The organism is Bacillus sp. IBL03825, assembly GCF_024712505.1.
Classification (GTDB): domain Bacteria; phylum Bacillota; class Bacilli; order Bacillales; family Bacillaceae_G; genus Bacillus_A; species Bacillus_A wiedmannii.
The window spans coordinates 3,682,233-3,699,770 of the sequence record NZ_JAMXKE010000001.1 but is presented as its reverse complement, the minus strand read 5'-3'; the positions used below and the strand labels follow the sequence as shown (position 1 = coordinate 3,699,770).

The window sequence follows — 17,538 nt, the reverse complement described above, 5'->3', positions numbered from 1 at the left end:
GAAACAATCCCATAAATCTGGGGGGAATAAAGATGATTTATGAACAGGCAACGAAAGAAATAACACTGTTAATGAAAAGCGAGAGCTCAACTAGACCATTTCAAAAAGATTTTTTAAATATATTAAAAAAGGTAATTCCTTTTGATGCTTCCTGCTTCACCGCTATAGACCCGCGTACATTTTTATCAACCGGAGCATATACAGATCAAAGAATTGAACAACTGCATCCGCAGTTATTTATGAATGAATTTTTAGAGGATGATTATAACAAATTTAAAGAGTTAGCACGAAAGCCTCCTCATGTTGGTGCGATACGTATTGTCACAAATGATAATTCGATAAAAAGCGCTAGGTATCGAAATATTTTAAAACCAGCCGGTTTTATAGATGAAGTAAGAGTGGTTTGTATGAGTAAAGGAAAATGTTTTGGACACTTAAGTTTGTTTCGAGATAATACAAAAATACCTTTTCAGCATGATGAATGTAAGTATTTATCGAAGGTGGGTTTATTGGCAGGAGATACTTTAAGAACATCCTTTATAACCCGTTCAGAAGAAAAAATAGAAGTAGTAGGAATGGGCATGATTATATTAAATGAAAATCTTAAACTAAATTATTGGGATGAAACAGGATACATATGGTTATCAAACTTTAGAAAGTATGAACAATTGACTGAAGAGGACATTCCAAGGCCGATACGTGCAGTTTGTTCGCAAGTAAAAGCAAATGAAACTAATAAAGAAGCAACAGTCTGTATAAGTTTAACGTGTGGACAATTTTTGGTTATTCGTGCAAGTAGGTTAGAAAGTTACAGTAGTTGTCATACAGGATATAGGGTTTTGTTCGAAAGTGCACGGCCAGAAGAAGTTTTTCCTCTTCTTGCAGATTCTTATAGTTTGTCTCAAAGAGAGAAAGAAGTGATAGTAGGAATTGTTAGGGGGATGTCAACGAAAGAAGTGGCAAAAGAATTGTGTATTTCTACGTATACAGTTCAGGATCATTTCAAGTCAATTTTTGAAAAGGTCGGAGTAGGCAGTAGAAACGAACTTATATGGGAGCTTTTTTCTAAGTTTTGTTTTTTAAAGGGGGAATACTAAAAGAAAAATGGTTTAATTTATCCGGTATTAACGGTCGGACAGCTCATAAGATCGATTACTGCGGGCTAATAATTAGTGGGGTTTTTAGGATAAACGAGAAACATTCAAATGAACGTTTGAATGTTTCTCGTTTATAAGGTATACTACATACATAATCAAATATATACTTGAATAAGAGGTGTTACATATGAGCGAAGAGCATTGTGAACTTTGTTATCATGATGAACAAAAAGTAAAACATGCAAGTGATATGCTAGAGAAAGAAAATATAAGTAGTGTAGCGAAAATGTTTAAAGCACTTGCAGATGAAACACGTTTGAAAATTGCTTATGCGTTGTATACGGAGAAAGAACTTTGTGTACGTGATGTCGCAAGTATTATTCATAGTAGTATTGCAACAGCTTCACATCACTTAAGACTATTACAAACGATAGGATTAGCGAAAAAGCGTAAAGAGGGGAAACTTGTTTTTTATTCATTAGATGATTCTCACGTAAATGGATTAATTGAATTAGCGTTTAGTCATAGTAGTGAAATGAAGAATAAAGAACTTGATATGTAATCGCGCATTTTCATAAAGATACTTCTTTATGAAAATGCAACTTTAAAAGGAGAGGAGATAGCAAGTATGGTAAAGCTAGTTTTAATACGACACGGACAAAGTGAATGGAATGTTGAAAATAGGTTTACTGGTTGGACGGATGTTGATTTATCCAATAAAGGTTTGGAAGAAGCAAGAGAAGCCGGAGTAATGCTGAAAGCGAATGGTTTCTCATTTGATATCGCATATACGTCTGTTTTGAGAAGAGCGATGCGTACTTTATGGATCACTCTCGAAGAAATGGATTTGATGTGGATACCTGTTCATAAAACATGGAAATTAAATGAGCGCCATTACGGTGCGCTTCAAGGATTAAATAAGGAAGAAACAGCGAGAAAATATGGCGATGAGCAAGTAACTTTATGGAGACGTTCAACAAATGTACGCCCACCAGCACTTACAAAAGATGACGAAAGATATGAAGCAGCACATCCGAAATATAGAGATGTAAAAGAGTATGAATTTCCTCTTACAGAAGATCTAGAAGATACAGAGAAACGAGTTGTTTCATATTGGAATGAAGAGGTAGCTCCTAATGTAAAAGCTGGTAAACAAGTAATTATTGCAGCACATGGAAATACAATACGTGCTTTAGTAAAACATTTAGATCAAATTTCAGATGAAGAAATAGAAAATGTAAACATTCCAACAGGAACACCATTGGTTTATGAGTTGGATAATGATTTAAAACCGATATGCCATTATTATTTAAATAGGGAAATAGAAACTTTGGAAGGAAATTTGGTATAAAACAAACGGTTTTATATACCCTACCTATGTATTGTATATAAATAACAGAGGAGATTTATAGTGTTACATTATACGGTTGTAGATAAAAAGAATTGTGAGTCATGTGGATTATGCACTTCTATAGCACCTGATATATATCAATTAGATGGAAGAGGAAAATCATTTGGTCTATTAGATAGTAATCAAGGAATAATGGGGATCCCAAAAACTTTCTTGCAAGCAATGTTGGCGGCTAGTGATGGCTGCCCAACAAGTTCAATTCAGGTAAGAAAAGAACCATTTATAAAGAAAATGAAAATTCAATAGAGGAAGTATTAAGGATAAAACAAAATTAAAAGGAGGAATTTATATGGGACATCATCACGGTCACCAACATCATGGGCATGCTCACGGGCATTCCCATGGACATCATCATTTTGAGGAGAGTAGAAAAGGGAATAAAAAAGGATTAATTACAGCTTTAGTAATTACAGCAACTATTATGTTTCTTGAATTTTTTGGAGGACTAGTTACAAATAGTTTAGCTTTATTATCAGATTCAGGACATATGTTAAGTGATACGAGTTCATTATTATTAAGTTTAATTGCAATCGGACTTGCAGCTAGAACGGTTACTTCTACAAAAACATATGGATATTATCGTTTTGAAATTTTAGCAGCATTAATTAATGGAATCACATTATTTGTTGTAGCAGGGCTTATCGTATGGGAAGCAATTGGTCGTTTTTTTGAACCACCAACTGTAGCAAGTGGTCCAATGATGTTAATCGCATCAATTGGTTTATTAGCAAATTTAATTAGTGCATGGGCACTTATGAGACAAGGTGACGTGAAAAATAACGTGAATTTACGTAGCGCGTATTTACATGTTCTTGGGGATGCTTTAGGGTCAGTGGGAGCATTAGTAGCTGGTGTACTTATGTCATTATTCTCATGGTATATTGCAGATCCAATTATTTCAGTAGTTGTAGCTTTATTAATTTTAAAGAGCGCATGGGGAGTAACAAAACATTCTATTCATATACTTATGGAGGGTACACCGGTTGCAATTGAAATAGAGAAAGTGAAGCAAGCGATTAAAGGAGTAGAAGGTGTACGTGATTTACATGACCTTCATATTTGGACAATTACATCGGGATTAGATGCATTAAGTGTCCATGTAATAATTGATAAAAAACAGGATGATCAAGAAGTACTTCAAAATATTATTGATATGCTAAAAAAAGAGTTCCATATTGAACATGCTACAATTCAAATTGAAACACTTAACATTAAACATAATGAAATGATTGTCTAATAAAATGCAAACAAAAGGCTATGGGGAAATTCTCCATAGCCTTTTGTTTGTGCAAGTAGAATTGTCCTTTTTGAAAGTTTTGTTTCAACTTTTCGTCTAAAGAGACAAAAAGTTGTCACAATTCGGTCACAATTAGCATAAACATAAAATAGACGAAATGAACTTATTTCCAAAAAGGCTTGATTCATTCCAGTCATGATTAGTAGAGCTGAAAAAGCATGGATTAAAAGTTCACTATATTCTCAAGGAGGTAGATCGTATGAAAACTATTCTTGCTATCGCTGGGCTTATTTGGGTTTTATCACATGGCATTCCAATTTATGAAGGAGAACAAATTCGCAGTGCTCTGAATAAAAATTTTAATGAATATCATATCATTGATCGGCAAGATAATGTCGTGACAGTTCGTGTAAATGACTGTTTTCATACGGTAACCGTTGAAGGAACTTCAGTAGTGAATGACACAAAAGTATGTGATCAGCAATAATTATATATAGGAAGAAAAAAGTCTCAATTTACACGTATGAAAATTGAGACTTTTATATTTGTGGATGAATAATAAGCGGGGAGGAATAATCCCTGCTTATTATTGTTTTTTGAAAAAAAGGTAAGGGTATCATAATAATTGAGTCTGAGAAGCTAATAAGTTGTTAAGAATAAGCATAGAGAAGAAATATACTCATATGGGGTATCATACGTAGATATTTAATGCTATAATTGGTATACTCGTAAAAGCAATTGTTTTATTGGATGAAGAGAAACTTTAAGAAGGTGATAATATGGATCATAAAGATCATGAAGCGGTAACACATAGATCAGAAAAAGAAAAAGAACAAATTATAAATAGATTAAAGAGAATTGAAGGACAAGTCCGCGGTATTCAAAATATGATTGAAAATGATCGTTATTGCGTGGATATTTTAGTGCAAATTTCAGCGATTAATGCAGCAATGAAAAAAGTAGGAATGGGTGTATTAAAAAACCATACAAGTCATTGTGTTTCAGGTGCTATTAAAGATGGCAATGGTGACGAAGCAATTGAAGAATTAATGACAGTATTTGAACGTTTTTCAAAAGCGTAAAAACAAGCTAGTATGTCACTGGCTTGTTTTTTTTGTTTATTTTTATATAGGATTTCGAGGTATTGGTGTGAAAAAGTGTGTGTAAAATAAACTTTTAGAAAATAATTGAAAAATCATGATATAAAACCATTGATTACCTTAGGGGGGTATGGTAAGATGTAATTATGATTAACAAACAATGAAGAAACAAGAGGAGGATTTTAAATGGAACAGTTAACATTACAAGTTGAAGGTATGTCTTGTGGACATTGTGTAAATTCTATTGAAAGCAGTGTGAAAGAACTAAACGGTGTTGAGCAAGTGAAAGTTCAATTAGCAGAAGGTACTGTTGAAGTTACTATCGATTCATCAGTTGTAACGTTAAAAGATATCGTTGCTGTAATTGAAGATCAAGGGTACGATGTTCAATAATTATTTTTAGATATGGAAATAAATCGTACTTTATAGGAAGTACGATTTATTTTGTTAATAATTATACCTTATGAGGGTATATAGAGGTGAGAGACATGAATGAACAGAAAGAGGCCAATCTTCAAATATCAGGAATGACATGTGCGGCATGTGCAAATAGAATTGAAAAAGGTCTAAAAAAAGTAGAAGGTGTTCATGATGCAAATGTAAATTTTGCACTTGAAAAAACAAAAATAATGTATGATCCCAAAAAAACAAATCCGCAACAATTTAAGGAAAAAGTTGAATCGTTAGGATATGGAATTGTCAGTGATAAAGCTGAGTTTACTGTTTCTGGGATGACATGCGCAGCATGTGCGAATAGAGTAGAAAAGCGTTTAAATAAGTTAGAAGGTGTGAACGGAGCGACAGTAAATTTCGCTTTGGAATCAGCTACAGTAGATTTTAATCCTGATGAAATTAATGTAAATGAAATGAAGAGTGCAATTACGAAATTAGGATATAAATTAGAAGTGAAATCAGATGAGCAAGATGGATCAACTGATCATCGCTTACAAGAAATTGAGCGACAAAAGAAGAAATTTATCATTTCGTTTATTTTATCATTCCCGTTACTGTGGGCAATGGTAAGTCATTTCTCATTTACATCATTTATTTATTTACCTGATATGCTTATGAACCCTTGGGTGCAGCTAGCTCTTGCAACTCCAGTTCAGTTTATCATTGGTGGGCAGTTTTATGTTGGGGCTTATAAAGCGTTACGAAATAAAAGCGCCAATATGGATGTTCTCGTGGCACTTGGAACGTCTGCAGCGTATTTCTACAGTGTGTATTTAAGTATTAGGTCGATTGGTTCTTCGGAACATATGACAGACTTGTATTTTGAAACGAGTGCAGTACTTATTACATTAATTATTTTAGGTAAATTATTTGAGGCGAAAGCAAAAGGACGCTCGTCAGAAGCGATTAAAAAATTAATGGGATTACAGGCGAAAACTGCTACTGTTGTACGAGATGGAACAGAAATAAAAATTCTAATCGAAGAAGTGGTAGCTGGTGATATCGTTTATGTAAAGCCTGGTGAAAAAATCCCAGTAGATGGGGAAATTGTAGAAGGAAAGTCAGCAATAGATGAATCGATGTTAACAGGTGAAAGTATTCCGGTTGATAAAACAATTGGGGATGTAGTAATCGGTTCTACAATAAATAAAAATGGCTTTTTAAAAGTGAAAGCAACTAAGGTAGGAAGAGATACTGCATTAGCTCAAATTATTAAAGTAGTAGAAGAGGCGCAAGGTTCAAAAGCTCCTATTCAACGGGTAGCAGATCAAATTTCTGGTATTTTCGTACCGGTTGTAGTTGTGATTGCTATTATCACATTCGCAGTGTGGATGCTATTTGTTACACCTGGTGATTTTGGCGGAGCACTTGAAAAAATGATAGCCGTACTTGTTATCGCTTGTCCATGTGCATTAGGTCTTGCAACGCCTACATCTATTATGGCGGGATCAGGAAGATCAGCAGAGTATGGTATTTTATTTAAAGGCGGGGAGCATTTAGAAGCAACGCACCGATTAGATACAGTTATTTTAGATAAAACAGGTACTGTGACAAATGGGAAGCCGGTGCTAACAGATGTAATTGTAGCAGATGGATTCCACAAAGAAGAAATACTACGTTTAGTAGGTGCGGCAGAAAAAAATTCTGAACATCCACTTGCAGAAGCGATTGTAGAAGGAATTAAAGAAAAGAAAATTGAAATCCCAAGTTCAGAAACGTTTGAAGCAATTCCGGGATTCGGCATCGAATCAGTCGTAGAAGGGAAACAATTATTAATTGGTACACGTCGATTAATGAAGAAATTCGATATTGATATTGAAGAAGTTTCTAAATCGATGGAAGCCCTAGAACGAGAAGGAAAAACGGCAATGTTAATAGCAATAGATAAGGAGTATGCTGGAATAGTTGCCGTTGCAGATACTGTAAAAGATACTTCAAAAGCAGCTATCTCAAGACTTAAGAAAATGGGTCTAGACGTTGTTATGATTACAGGAGATAATACACAAACTGCTGAGGCAATCGCTAAGCAAGTTGGTATTGATCACGTAATTGCAGAAGTATTACCAGAAGGAAAAGCAGAAGAAGTGAAAAAACTGCAAGCACAAGGTAAGAAAGTAGCAATGGTTGGGGATGGAATAAATGATGCTCCTGCACTTGCTACGGCGGATATCGGTATGGCAATTGGAACAGGAACGGATGTAGCGATGGAGGCGGCAGATATTACGTTAATCCGTGGTGATTTAAATAGTATTGCTGATGCAATCTTTATGAGTAAGATGACGATAAGAAATATTAAGCAAAATTTATTTTGGGCACTAGCTTATAACGGCTTAGGCATCCCGATTGCAGCGTTCGGTTTCTTAGCACCTTGGGTTGCTGGAGCCGCGATGGCATTTAGTTCTGTATCCGTTGTATTAAATGCATTACGACTGCAAAGAGTGAAATTAAAAAAATAAAAATCTATAGAGTAATTGCAGATGCTTACAAACAAAAAAACAATACTTTGAAATAAGTATTGTTTTTTTCTTTCTATAGAAAGAAAAAAGATATAATAAAGCAGAAATATTGAATACTAGATGGTAGAAAAGTTAAATGATAGTTTAGTAAGGAGGTTCGTATATGTTAAAAGACACGATTATTAGAACATTTCATAAAGAGGATTTAGAACAAGTATTACAGTTGTTCTATGAAACAGTTCATACAATTAATGCAAAAGATTATAACGTATTACAGCTACAGGCATGGGCACCGGATTGACTAGATAGAGAAAGCTGGTTAAATTCTTTAGAGAGGAATATTAGTTATGTAGCGGATCATAACGGTGTGATAGTGGGATTTGGGGATTATAATGAAGATCATTACGTAGATCGCTTATTTACGCATAAAGATTATCAAGGGAAAAGGATAGCTTCCTATATACTACAGAAGTTAGAAAAAAAAGCAGTGAACTTGGGGCATGGGGAGGTATATACAGAGGCGAGTATTACAGCAAAACCTTTCTTTGAAAGTAAAGGTTTTATTTGCATAAAGGAACAAAAGAAACAGCATAATGGTCAGATTTTTATTAATTATGTAATGAAAAAATAGCCCTCTCGTAAACGAGAAGGCTATTTTTTCATTATTTTACAGCTTCTTTTAGTTCTTTACCAGCTTTGAAAGCAGGTACTTTAGAAGCTGCGATTTGCATTTCTTCACCAGTTTGTGGGTTACGGCCTGTACGAGCAGCTCTTTCGCGAACTTCGAATGTACCGAATCCGATAAGTTGTACTTTCTCACCAGCAGCTAAAGTGTTAGTGATTGATTCTACTACAGTTTGTACAACTACAGTAGCTTCTTTTTGAGAAATCTCAGCATTTTGTGCTACGTTTTTAATTAATTCTGTTTTGTTCATGTTTTTCACCTCATATGTAAATAATGCTATTTAAGTTGTTATTATAACGTATAAAACATTCGAGAACAAGTGTACGTACATATATTCGTAAAAAAAATGAAATTTGTAATATTTTTGAGAGCTACTTTATAGACATTCAATTTAAGCGGATACAGATTTTTTCTTTAATGCAGTTTGCTCTTTATTGGAAGGGAGTTTCTTATTATAGGATATGAAATAAGGTAATGCTACAAATAACATACCTCCTACTAAGTTTCCGAAGAAAACAAAAATGAAGTTTGGAAAATATTCAATCCAAGTTAAATGACCGGCAAAAATTGCAGCTGGGATGACAAACATATTAGCTACAACGTGTTGAAATCCAATCGCAACAAAAGTCATAACTGGGAACCAAATGCCGATAATCTTTCCGATAAATTCTTTACTTCCCATACTGAGCCAAACAGCTAAACAAACGAGCCAATTACATCCGATTGCAGAAATGAAGGCTTGTAGTGGTGTATCTTGTAGTTTAGTTTGCGCAATAGAAACTGTTTTCGTTAAAAAAGCTCCCTCTGTTAATCCGACGATATGACCGAAAAAATAAGCAACGAATACAGCACCTATGAAGTTGCTAAACGTAACAATAACTAAATTTTGAATGAAGTGAAATAAGTCGATTTTTTTGTGAAGCCACGCCATTGAAACGGTCATCATATTGCCAGTTACTAACTCACCGCCTGCAAGAATAACGAGTATAAGACCGATAGGGAATACAACGGCACCTAGAAAACTAGTAAATGATCCCCAAGAATTTGGCATTGTTCCAATAACATGAATATCGAGTAAATACCCTAATGCTATGAAAGCACCACCAAAAAAACCGAGAATTAACATAGGGAGTAATGATAAATGAGCTTTTTTTCTTCCGGAATTCGCAGCAAGTTCCGTAATTTCTTCTGGTGTAAATACAGACATGAATAATCTCTCCTTAATAAAATGATAGAATAAATAGAAGGAATGTTTTTAAGAATCTATGTATTATAAAAATATGTTATGCCTTCTGTATAAAATTGTCAAAGTGAATGGGGTAGAATTGGATATAACTAACATTGTTCATGTTGTCACATTAATGTAACAATAAGGCTTTAAAGTATTTCTAGAGGTGAGAACATGAATACGCATCATGTAAAAAAAGAACAAAAAAAATCAATCATAAAAATATTTGCAATCAGTTTCATAAGTATAATAATGATTTCAGTAAGTTTGTATTTCTATGCGACAGAAATAGAACGAAAACTAGTAACAGTTACGTGGAATGAAATAGAAGCATCTACAATTCCTAAAGAGTTTAATAATAAAAAAATATTACAATTCTCAGATGTACATTTAGGGCCAGAATTTACACTGAAACAACTAGAAAATTTGGTGGAGAAGATGAATGCGTTACATCCAGATGTAGTAGTTTTTACAGGGGATTTAATAGATAAGTTTGGATCGTATAAAGCCGAAAGAGAAGAAGCGAAAAGTATTTTACAGAAAATACATGCGCCTTTAGGGAAATATGCTGTGTTTGGGAATCATGATAGGGGCGGGGGAGGTAGTTTATTTTATAAAAAGTATATGGAGGAAGCTGGTTTCTCTGTGTTAGTAAATGAAGTGCAGAAAATAAAAGCGGAAAACGGTAAGTATATTACAATAGCAGGTTTGGATGATTTTTTATTAGGTAAGCCGCAAATAGACTCGACTTTAAAACATATAAGGCAACAAGATTTCAATATGCTATTAGTACATGAGCCAGATGTTGTAGATAGAGTAGCTCGTTACCCAGTTGATTTTCAAATGTCAGGCCATAGTCACGGAGGACAAGTTCAAATTCCTTTTATAGGTCCATTAATTACTACAAAGTTAGCTGAGAGTCATGTTGAAGGTATGTATGAATTAGAAGGGAAGAATAAGCCGTTACATTTATACGTAAATCGTGGTATTGGGACAACCCGAATGCCTGTTAGATTTTGGAGTGTACCTGAACTTTCAGTATTTGTATTGAAGCAAAATAGTAACTAGACTATTTTAGAGTAGTAGGAGGGCTTTCAAAGAAAGTGCTCTTTTTTATTGATTAAACACGGAATATTATGTAACTTTTAATTAAAGTGTTAAAAAAGAAAGGGGCATTTCTATGATAGAAACATGGCATAAAGAATTGGAAAGTTTATATAACGAAATGGTTTTGTGGCGAAGAGATTTTCATCAATACCCAGAGCTATCGTTTCAAGAAATAGAAACACCGAAAAAAATAGCTGAAATCTTAAAAAGTTTTCATATTGATGTGACAACAAATGTTGGGGGAAGAGGGGTAATCGGCGTAATTGAAGGTGGAAAACCTGGGAAGACGATAGCGCTACGTGCTGATTTTGATGCACTACCTATTCAAGATGAAAAGCAAGTTTCATATAAATCAAAGGTTCCCGGCGTAATGCACGCTTGTGGACATGATGGACATACAGCAACACTTTTAGGCGTTGCAAAAATATTAAGTGATCATAGAGACCAGCTTTCTGGAAAAATAGTTCTTATACATCAACATGCAGAAGAGAAAGAGCCTGGCGGAGCAATTGCTATGATTGAGGATGGTTGTTTAGAAGGTGTAGATGTTGTGTTTGGAACACATTTATCTTCTCAAATGCCTATAGGAATGGTTGGAGCGAAAGCTGGAGCAATGATGGCGGCAGCTGATACATTTGAAGTAAAGATTCAAGGGCGAGGCGGTCACGGCGGTATGCCGCATCATACTGTTGATGCTATTATCGTTGCAACACAAGTAATTAATCAGTTACAACTTTTAGTGAGTCGAAAAATAGATCCGCTTCAATCTGCGGTATTAACAGTTGGTACATTCCATGCTGGTCAGGCGGATAATATCATTGCGGATACTGCTACGTTTACAGGAACCATTCGAACGCTAGATCCTGAAGTGAGAGAATATATGGAGAATGAATTTAAACGAGTTGTTGAGGGGCTTTGTCAGTCTCTTCATGCTGAGGTTAGTATTCAATATAAACGAGGCTATCCAATATTAATAAATCATTTAGATGAAACGAGTCATTTTATGGAGATTGCGAAACGTGACCTTGGAAGAGAAAGGGTCATTGAAGTGCCACCTATTATGGGTGGAGAAGATTTTGCATATTACTTAGAATGTGTTCCAGGAGCATTTTTTTTCACAGGTGCGCGTAATGAAGAAATAGGAGCAACATATCCACATCATCATCCTCAATTTGATTTTGATGAACGAGCAATGTTAATTGGTGGAAAATTACTTTTAAGTCTTGTAAATAGTTATGTAAGAGATGGAAAAGAATCTCTTCATCATGTAGAAGTGAAAAAGTAATTTACATAAATAAAAAACAACAATAGGTCATATAAAACCTATTGTTGTTTTTTATTATTTTTGCAAGGAAAGACTATCAAAATATGTTCTATAGTTATTAGAGAATTCAAAGTTGTTTTTTGCATCCCAATTAATAGACCAAGACATTAGGCCGCGGAATGCAGGATAGCCACTCTGATTTGAAAGTTTATACTTTCCTCCAAAAGGAATTCCTTTAATGATATAATCTAAAGCTTTTTTCATTTCAGTTGGAGAAATATATCCGCCACTTGGAGCAGCTGCTGGTGCTGCAGGAAGTCCAATCATGACTTGATCCGAACGAAGAGCTGGGAAAATGTTATTTGTATTACCACCTACAGGAAAACCATGTAAGAGCATATCTGCCATAGCGACTTCGTAGTCTGCAGTACCTTGATTGTAGTTATTACCGTCCATTCCAATCCCGCTACCAGCATTGTAGTGTTGAACGTGAATGTATGTTAGTTTGTCTTTTACTCCGTAAATAATCGGTAAATAAGCACCCCAGATGCTTCCATATGCGCTATAACCACCTTGAACATAAGCTGTTTCAGGGGCCATGCTTAATAGAAAATCTGGACCATAATGATCTGAGATTGTCCGAATAGCTGAAATAAGATTTACGATTTGAGGAGTCGTGGGGTTTTTGAAATTAGTGTCATTTCCGTTTAAGTAAATACCTGATTCAAGGTCAATATCTATTCCATCAAAACCGTATTTATCGATCAGAGATTGTATGGAATTAATAAAACGTTGCTTAGCCGCATTGTCAGGAAGTAAAACGACCCCATTTTGTCCACCTATTGAAAGAACTATTTTCTTACCTTTACTTTTTAAATAAGAAATATCTGATTTGAACTCTGCATCCGTACCATACACAGGAGAAAATTCAACAGTGGAACGATCACCCCCAGTTTCACCGAAAGATACATTGATTACATCCCATTTTGGTGAAACGTCTCTTAATTTAATAATGCCAGTACCGTTATCAAAGTTATGCCAGTATCCAACGAGTAATTTTGATTCTAAATTGTTTGCTGCTTGTGCTTGAAAGGGAGCTAGCGGTAGCAGTAAGAAAATTACTAAAGCGCAACAAATGAATTTGAACTTGTTTAACATATCAACACTCCTATACAAAAAGTTGTCTAGATGTATAATCTTGTTCGTTTAATAATATCTGAAAATTCATTCTTTTGTAAGTCGATTATAATTTTCTCAACAATTGTATATGGAAAACTATTAAACCTAATGAAATAATTTTTGAAGGAGGTCGAATTACGATTGTTAAATTCAGAATATTTTGATATATTTTAAAATATAGGACAAGATTTTTCGCATAATACTCTTACATAAATTTCAAAATTAAGTTTGGAAGGGGATGTACAAGAGTTGGATAAAAATCTTAAGAAAGACCTCAAAATACGCCACATTACAATGATTTCCATTGGTGGCGTAATAGGAGCTGGTTTGTTTGTTGGAAGCGGTGCGGTTGTGCATTCAGCCGGACCAGGTTCTATCGTTTCATATGCATTAGCAGGACTTCTAGTTATTTTCGTTATGAGAATGCTAGGGGAAATGGCAGCTATTAACCCGACAAGTGGTTCATTTGCAACATATGCAAGAGAAGCAATTGGTCCATGGGCGGGTTATACAATTGGGTGGCTATATTGGTTTTTCTGGGTAATTGTTATTGCAATAGAAGCTACAGCAGGTGCTGGTATTATTCAATATTGGATTCCAGAAATCCCGCTCTGGTTATTAAGCTTAATATTAACGATTTTATTAACGTTGACGAATGTTTTCTCGGTGAAATCATTTGGAGAATTTGAATATTGGTTTTCATTTATTAAAGTAATAAGTATTGTTTTGTTCCTTTGTCTTGGGCTCGCTGTTATTTTAGGATTTGTACCAGGAACGGAAGCACCTGGCACTTCGAATTTAGTAGGGCAAGGAGGATTTATGCCAAATGGTATAAGTTCGGTGCTACTTGGAATTACCGTCGTTATATTTTCATTTATGGGATCTGAGATTGTTGCAGTAGCCGCTGGTGAATCTGCCGAACCTGTAAAAGCAGTAAAAACAGCAACAAATAGTGTAATTTGGCGTATTCTCGTATTTTTCATTGGATCGATTGCTGTAGTTGTTACACTCCTTCCGTGGAATTCAGCGAACATACTAAAAAGTCCGTTTGTGGCGGTACTGGAACATATAGGGATACCAGCGGCAGCACAAATTATGAATTTTATCGTTTTAACAGCTGTACTTTCTTGTTTAAATTCGGGTTTATATACGAACTCAAGAATGCTTTTTTCAATGGCAGAAAGAGGAGATGCGCCAAAGGCATTTTTGAAATTGAATAGTAGTGGTGTTCCAGTTCGGGCGGTTTTATTTGGAACTTTCTTTGCTTACATTGGAGTTGTTTTTAGTTACATATCTCCAGATAAAGTATTTTTATTTTTAGTGAATGCATCTGGCGGGATTGCGTTACTCGTTTATCTCGTTATAGCAGTTTCACATTTCAAGATACGTAAAAAAATGGGGAAAGCGGAACAACAAAATTTGAAAGTGAAAATGTGGCTTTTTCCATATGTAACATATGTTACAATTGCTGCGATTATAGCAGTTTTAGTTGCCATGCTCGCAATTGAATCTTTACGTTCACAAGCGCTTTTAACAATGCTTGTTACTGTTCTTATAATAATTTCTTATTTTATTTTTAATAGAAATAAAAATAGTACATTGTTGAATCCTAAAAGTAAGAATGAGGAATCTGTTCGATTCTAATTTCTTGTTTTAGAAGAGAGTTACACCCAATCATTGCTATAAAAGAATCATATATAATCATAGAAACAAGTAATTACTATTGTCATAGTGAATATAAACTTTTTTCTTGACTTTTTATACGAAGGCGAGCAAAATGATAAAAAAGGAAGGGGGGATGACGATGGAAGAGTACGTATTAGAGCTGTATAACTTGTTATATACGACAGAATGGCAAGATATTGTTTCGTTTCTAGGAATAATGTTTTGTATGAAAATTGTAATTGTATATATGGAAGAGCAAGGTATGTTCTATTCCTTCGCATCTCCGTTCGATGTGCAACGCGAGCCGTTGCCAAACTATGCCAAGGTAAATTACGAACAATTTCCTTTTGTGATTTTCTTTATGCTTCGATTTATAACAGCAATTGTAAAGAAAAAGGAAAGTGACGATGAAGAGTGCCACTCAACTTGTAATATAGCGACTGCTTTTTAAGCTAAATACAAGGAGGAGATTTATATGTGGTTTCGATTTCTTATGATTGGTTTCTTTTCATTAACAGCAATTTCTTTAATGGGATATCAAGTGTCTGAAATTTATCAAGCATATAGCAATACGTTTTTTAACAAAAACTAATTACATTGCTATTTAAATAATAAAGCGATAAAATCCTTCTTAAGAAGTTTTATTAAGAAGGATTTTTTTCTTTGCTTTGTCTTACTGTGTCAAACTATTGTCACATTTACACTGTGAATAATATGTTAAAATAGTGAGGTTACGTATACATATTTGAAGGAAGAGGAGTGACCATTTTGGTGGATCAATCAACGAATCAGAAAAGCTATGCTCCTATTGTGATAACGCTTTCTGTAATTGTAAATGCGATTATTTTATTTTTGTTCTTTGGACCTGTTGGCTATGAAGGAGAAGTACATTTTGATGTAACAATTTTACCAATGTTAAATGCAATTTTTAATAGCTTTACGTTCGTATTCTTATTAGCAGCTTTATACTCTATTATTAAGAAGAATGTGAAAATGCACCGTGGTTTCATCCTCGCAGCATTTACAACGACGTTGCTATTTTGTGTTTCTTATTTATCGTATCATTACTTGGCGCCGGCAACACATTTTGGTGGGGAAGGATTCATTAAATATGTGTACTTCATTATTTTAATTACACATATTATCCTGGCAGCTATTATTGTACCACTTGCATTGTTTGCACTTGTATTTGGTTTTACAAATCAATTAACACGTCATCGTAAAATTGTACGTTGGACGATGCCAATTTGGTTATATGTAAGTTTATCTGGTGTTATTGTTTACTTAATGATCTCACCTTATTACCAATAAAAAAATCTCAGCCTGTAGGCTGGGATTTTTTTGTTAGGCAAATATTTTTGTGAAATGAAAAAAATATGGTATACAAAAGTATAGTTGCTTTTCATATAGAAGGGATGGTAAAGAAATATGCAAAATTTTGTATTTCGTAATCCAACGAAACTTATTTTCGGTAAAGGTCAATTAGAACAGTTGAAAACTGAAATTCCACAGTTCGGTAAAAAGGTTCTTCTCGTATACGGGGGAGGCAGTATTAAAAGAAATGGTATTTATGATAATGTAATTTCTATTTTAAAAGATATAAATGCAGAAATATTTGAATTGACAGGTGTTGAACCGAATCCGCGTGTATCAACTGTAAAGAAAGGGATTCAAATCTGTAAAGATAATGGCGTCGAATTCATATTGGCGGTTGGCGGAGGAAGTGTAATCGACTGTACGAAGGCGATTGCTGCTGGTAGCAAATATGATGGAGATGTATGGGATATTGTAACGAAAAAAGCATTTGCTAGTGGGGCGTTACCATTTGGTACGGTACTTACGCTTGCGGCAACAGGATCTGAAATGAATGCTGGTTCTGTCATTACAAACTGGGAAACGAATGAAAAATATGGCTGGGGTAGCCCAGTTACTTTCCCGCAGTTTTCGATTTTAGATCCAGTTCATACTGTTTCTGTGCCGAGGGATCAAACAATTTACGGTATGGTAGATATTATGTCGCACGTATTAGAGCAATACTTCCATCATGGAACAAATACAGAATTACAAGATCGTTATTGTGAATCTGTTTTAAAAACAGTAATTGAAACTGCTCCTAAGCTTTTAAGTGATTTAGAAAATTATGAGCATAGAGAAACTATTTTATATTGCGGTACTATGGCGTTAAACGGTATTTTAGCGATGGGAGTAAAAGGAGATTGGGCGACTCATAATATTGAACATGCAGTTTCTGCGGTTCATGATATACCACACGGGGGTGGCCTTGCGATTTTATTCCCGAACTGGATGAAGCGTGTTGTAGATGAAAATGTAAGTCGTTTTAAACAGTTCGCTATTCGTGTATTCGATGTAGAAACAGATGAAAAGGCTGATCGAGAAATTGCGCTAGAAGGAATTGAGGCGTTACGTCAATTTTGGACTTCAATTGAGGCACCAGTAAGGTTAGCGGATTACGGTATTGGGGAAAATGAAATTGATTTAATGGCTGATAAAGCGATGGCTTATGGTGAATTTGGTAACTTTAAAAAATTAAATAAAGACGATGTTTTAAGTATATATAAAGCTTCTTTATAAGTGAATCGAAAAAAGAAACCCATTTGATATAACAATCAAATGGGTTTCTTTTTTATTGTTTATA

The 17,538-nt window shown here is 34.6% G+C and carries 18 protein-coding genes and 1 pseudogene; 16 read left to right on the top strand and 3 right to left on the bottom strand.

Annotated features, from left to right (window positions below):
• Positions 1 to 32 precede the first annotated feature (32 nt).
• The 10 genes and pseudogenes from NHG49_RS18860 (at position 33) to NHG49_RS18815 (ending at position 8,385) form a co-directional block, all read left to right on the top strand.
• Positions 33 to 1,097, top strand: a complete 1,065-nt coding sequence (locus tag NHG49_RS18860) for a helix-turn-helix transcriptional regulator (RefSeq protein ID WP_064475060.1) — start codon at positions 33 to 35, stop codon at positions 1,095 to 1,097.
• Between the two features lie 187 nt (positions 1,098 to 1,284).
• Positions 1,285 to 1,659, top strand: a complete 375-nt coding sequence (locus NHG49_RS18855; protein WP_064475061.1) for an ArsR/SmtB family transcription factor — start codon at positions 1,285 to 1,287, stop codon at positions 1,657 to 1,659.
• Positions 1,660 to 1,725: 66 nt separating this feature from the next.
• A complete protein-coding gene (gene gpmA, locus NHG49_RS18850) occupies positions 1,726 to 2,448 on the top strand; it encodes a 2,3-diphosphoglycerate-dependent phosphoglycerate mutase (protein ID WP_064475062.1) in 723 nt (240 codons plus the stop codon).
• Positions 2,449 to 2,508: 60 nt separating this feature from the next.
• Entirely contained in the window at positions 2,509 to 2,754 is a 246-nt protein-coding gene (locus NHG49_RS18845) for a ferredoxin (RefSeq protein ID WP_064475063.1), read from the top strand.
• Between the two features lie 43 nt (positions 2,755 to 2,797).
• On the top strand, positions 2,798 to 3,745 hold the full coding sequence (locus NHG49_RS18840) for a cation diffusion facilitator family transporter (protein WP_064475064.1): 948 nt from the start codon (positions 2,798 to 2,800) through the stop codon (positions 3,743 to 3,745).
• 259 nt (positions 3,746 to 4,004) lie between these two features.
• Positions 4,005 to 4,232: a hypothetical protein gene (locus NHG49_RS18835; protein WP_000849103.1), complete on the top strand. Its 228-nt coding sequence runs from the start codon at positions 4,005 to 4,007 to the stop codon at positions 4,230 to 4,232.
• A gap of 292 nt (positions 4,233 to 4,524) precedes the next feature.
• Positions 4,525 to 4,827 carry a metal-sensing transcriptional repressor gene (locus NHG49_RS18830; protein WP_000349635.1) on the top strand — a complete coding sequence of 101 codons (303 nt, stop codon included), beginning with the start codon at positions 4,525 to 4,527 and terminating at the stop codon, positions 4,825 to 4,827.
• 204 nt (positions 4,828 to 5,031) lie between these two features.
• The gene (copZ, locus tag NHG49_RS18825; protein ID WP_000436980.1) at positions 5,032 to 5,238 is read left to right on the top strand and encodes a copper chaperone CopZ; all 207 of its coding nucleotides are present in this window, start codon (positions 5,032 to 5,034) and stop codon (positions 5,236 to 5,238) included.
• 95 nt (positions 5,239 to 5,333) lie between these two features.
• Entirely contained in the window at positions 5,334 to 7,754 is a 2,421-nt protein-coding gene (locus NHG49_RS18820; RefSeq protein ID WP_103655833.1) for a heavy metal translocating P-type ATPase, read from the top strand.
• A 163-nt stretch (positions 7,755 to 7,917) separates the two neighbouring features.
• Positions 7,918 to 8,385 (top strand): annotated as a pseudogene (locus NHG49_RS18815) (GNAT family N-acetyltransferase).
• 31 nt (positions 8,386 to 8,416) lie between these two features.
• Here the strand turns inward: NHG49_RS18815 and NHG49_RS18810 are convergent.
• On the bottom strand, positions 8,417 to 8,689 hold the full coding sequence (locus NHG49_RS18810; RefSeq protein WP_001043904.1) for an HU family DNA-binding protein: 273 nt from the start codon (positions 8,687 to 8,689) through the stop codon (positions 8,417 to 8,419).
• Between the two features lie 141 nt (positions 8,690 to 8,830).
• Positions 8,831 to 9,646 (bottom strand): formate/nitrite transporter family protein, encoded by an 816-nt coding sequence (locus NHG49_RS18805; protein WP_064475066.1) that lies wholly within the window; start codon positions 9,644 to 9,646, stop codon positions 8,831 to 8,833.
• 195 nt (positions 9,647 to 9,841) lie between these two features.
• Between NHG49_RS18805 and NHG49_RS18800 the strand changes: the two genes are divergently transcribed.
• Entirely contained in the window at positions 9,842 to 10,735 is an 894-nt protein-coding gene (locus tag NHG49_RS18800) for a metallophosphoesterase (RefSeq protein WP_088047331.1), read from the top strand.
• Positions 10,736 to 10,847: 112 nt separating this feature from the next.
• Positions 10,848 to 12,059, top strand: a complete 1,212-nt coding sequence (locus NHG49_RS18795; RefSeq protein WP_088047332.1) for an amidohydrolase — start codon at positions 10,848 to 10,850, stop codon at positions 12,057 to 12,059.
• A 54-nt stretch (positions 12,060 to 12,113) separates the two neighbouring features.
• Here NHG49_RS18795 and NHG49_RS18790 read toward each other — a convergent pair whose 3' ends face one another.
• On the bottom strand, positions 12,114 to 13,196 hold the full coding sequence (locus NHG49_RS18790; RefSeq protein ID WP_064475069.1) for a chitinase: 1,083 nt from the start codon (positions 13,194 to 13,196) through the stop codon (positions 12,114 to 12,116).
• Between the two features lie 270 nt (positions 13,197 to 13,466).
• Between NHG49_RS18790 and gabP the strand changes: the two genes are divergently transcribed.
• The 4 genes from gabP to NHG49_RS18770 all read left to right on the top strand — a co-directional run bounded on the left by gabP (position 13,467) and on the right by NHG49_RS18770 (position 17,474).
• Positions 13,467 to 14,861: a GABA permease gene (gene gabP / locus NHG49_RS18785; protein WP_000360102.1), complete on the top strand. Its 1,395-nt coding sequence runs from the start codon at positions 13,467 to 13,469 to the stop codon at positions 14,859 to 14,861.
• Positions 14,862 to 14,994: 133 nt separating this feature from the next.
• Entirely contained in the window at positions 14,995 to 15,333 is a 339-nt protein-coding gene (locus tag NHG49_RS18780; RefSeq protein ID WP_141669109.1) for a hypothetical protein, read from the top strand.
• Positions 15,334 to 15,650: 317 nt separating this feature from the next.
• Positions 15,651 to 16,193, top strand: a complete 543-nt coding sequence (locus NHG49_RS18775; RefSeq protein WP_000228316.1) for a DUF420 domain-containing protein — start codon at positions 15,651 to 15,653, stop codon at positions 16,191 to 16,193.
• A gap of 117 nt (positions 16,194 to 16,310) precedes the next feature.
• Positions 16,311 to 17,474, top strand: a complete 1,164-nt coding sequence (locus NHG49_RS18770; protein WP_064475071.1) for an iron-containing alcohol dehydrogenase — start codon at positions 16,311 to 16,313, stop codon at positions 17,472 to 17,474.
• Positions 17,475 to 17,538 lie beyond the last annotated feature (64 nt).

Coding starts and splice junctions, on each gene's coding strand:
- NHG49_RS18860 (WP_064475060.1), top strand. CDS start 33: ATGATTTATGAACAGGCAACGAAAGAAATAACACTGTTAATGAAAAGC.
- NHG49_RS18855 (WP_064475061.1), top strand. CDS start 1,285: ATGAGCGAAGAGCATTGTGAACTTTGTTATCATGATGAACAAAAAGTA.
- gpmA (WP_064475062.1), top strand. CDS start 1,726: ATGGTAAAGCTAGTTTTAATACGACACGGACAAAGTGAATGGAATGTT.
- NHG49_RS18840 (WP_064475064.1), top strand. CDS start 2,798: ATGGGACATCATCACGGTCACCAACATCATGGGCATGCTCACGGGCAT.
- NHG49_RS18835 (WP_000849103.1), top strand. CDS start 4,005: ATGAAAACTATTCTTGCTATCGCTGGGCTTATTTGGGTTTTATCACAT.
- NHG49_RS18830 (WP_000349635.1), top strand. CDS start 4,525: ATGGATCATAAAGATCATGAAGCGGTAACACATAGATCAGAAAAAGAA.
- copZ (WP_000436980.1), top strand. CDS start 5,032: ATGGAACAGTTAACATTACAAGTTGAAGGTATGTCTTGTGGACATTGT.
- NHG49_RS18820 (WP_103655833.1), top strand. CDS start 5,334: ATGAATGAACAGAAAGAGGCCAATCTTCAAATATCAGGAATGACATGT.
- NHG49_RS18810 (WP_001043904.1), bottom strand. CDS start 8,689: ATGAACAAAACAGAATTAATTAAAAACGTAGCACAAAATGCTGAGATT.
- NHG49_RS18805 (WP_064475066.1), bottom strand. CDS start 9,646: ATGTCTGTATTTACACCAGAAGAAATTACGGAACTTGCTGCGAATTCC.
- NHG49_RS18800 (WP_088047331.1), top strand. CDS start 9,842: ATGAATACGCATCATGTAAAAAAAGAACAAAAAAAATCAATCATAAAA.
- NHG49_RS18795 (WP_088047332.1), top strand. CDS start 10,848: ATGATAGAAACATGGCATAAAGAATTGGAAAGTTTATATAACGAAATG.
- NHG49_RS18790 (WP_064475069.1), bottom strand. CDS start 13,196: ATGTTAAACAAGTTCAAATTCATTTGTTGCGCTTTAGTAATTTTCTTA.
- NHG49_RS18780 (WP_141669109.1), top strand. CDS start 14,995: ATGATAAAAAAGGAAGGGGGGATGACGATGGAAGAGTACGTATTAGAG.
- NHG49_RS18770 (WP_064475071.1), top strand. CDS start 16,311: ATGCAAAATTTTGTATTTCGTAATCCAACGAAACTTATTTTCGGTAAA.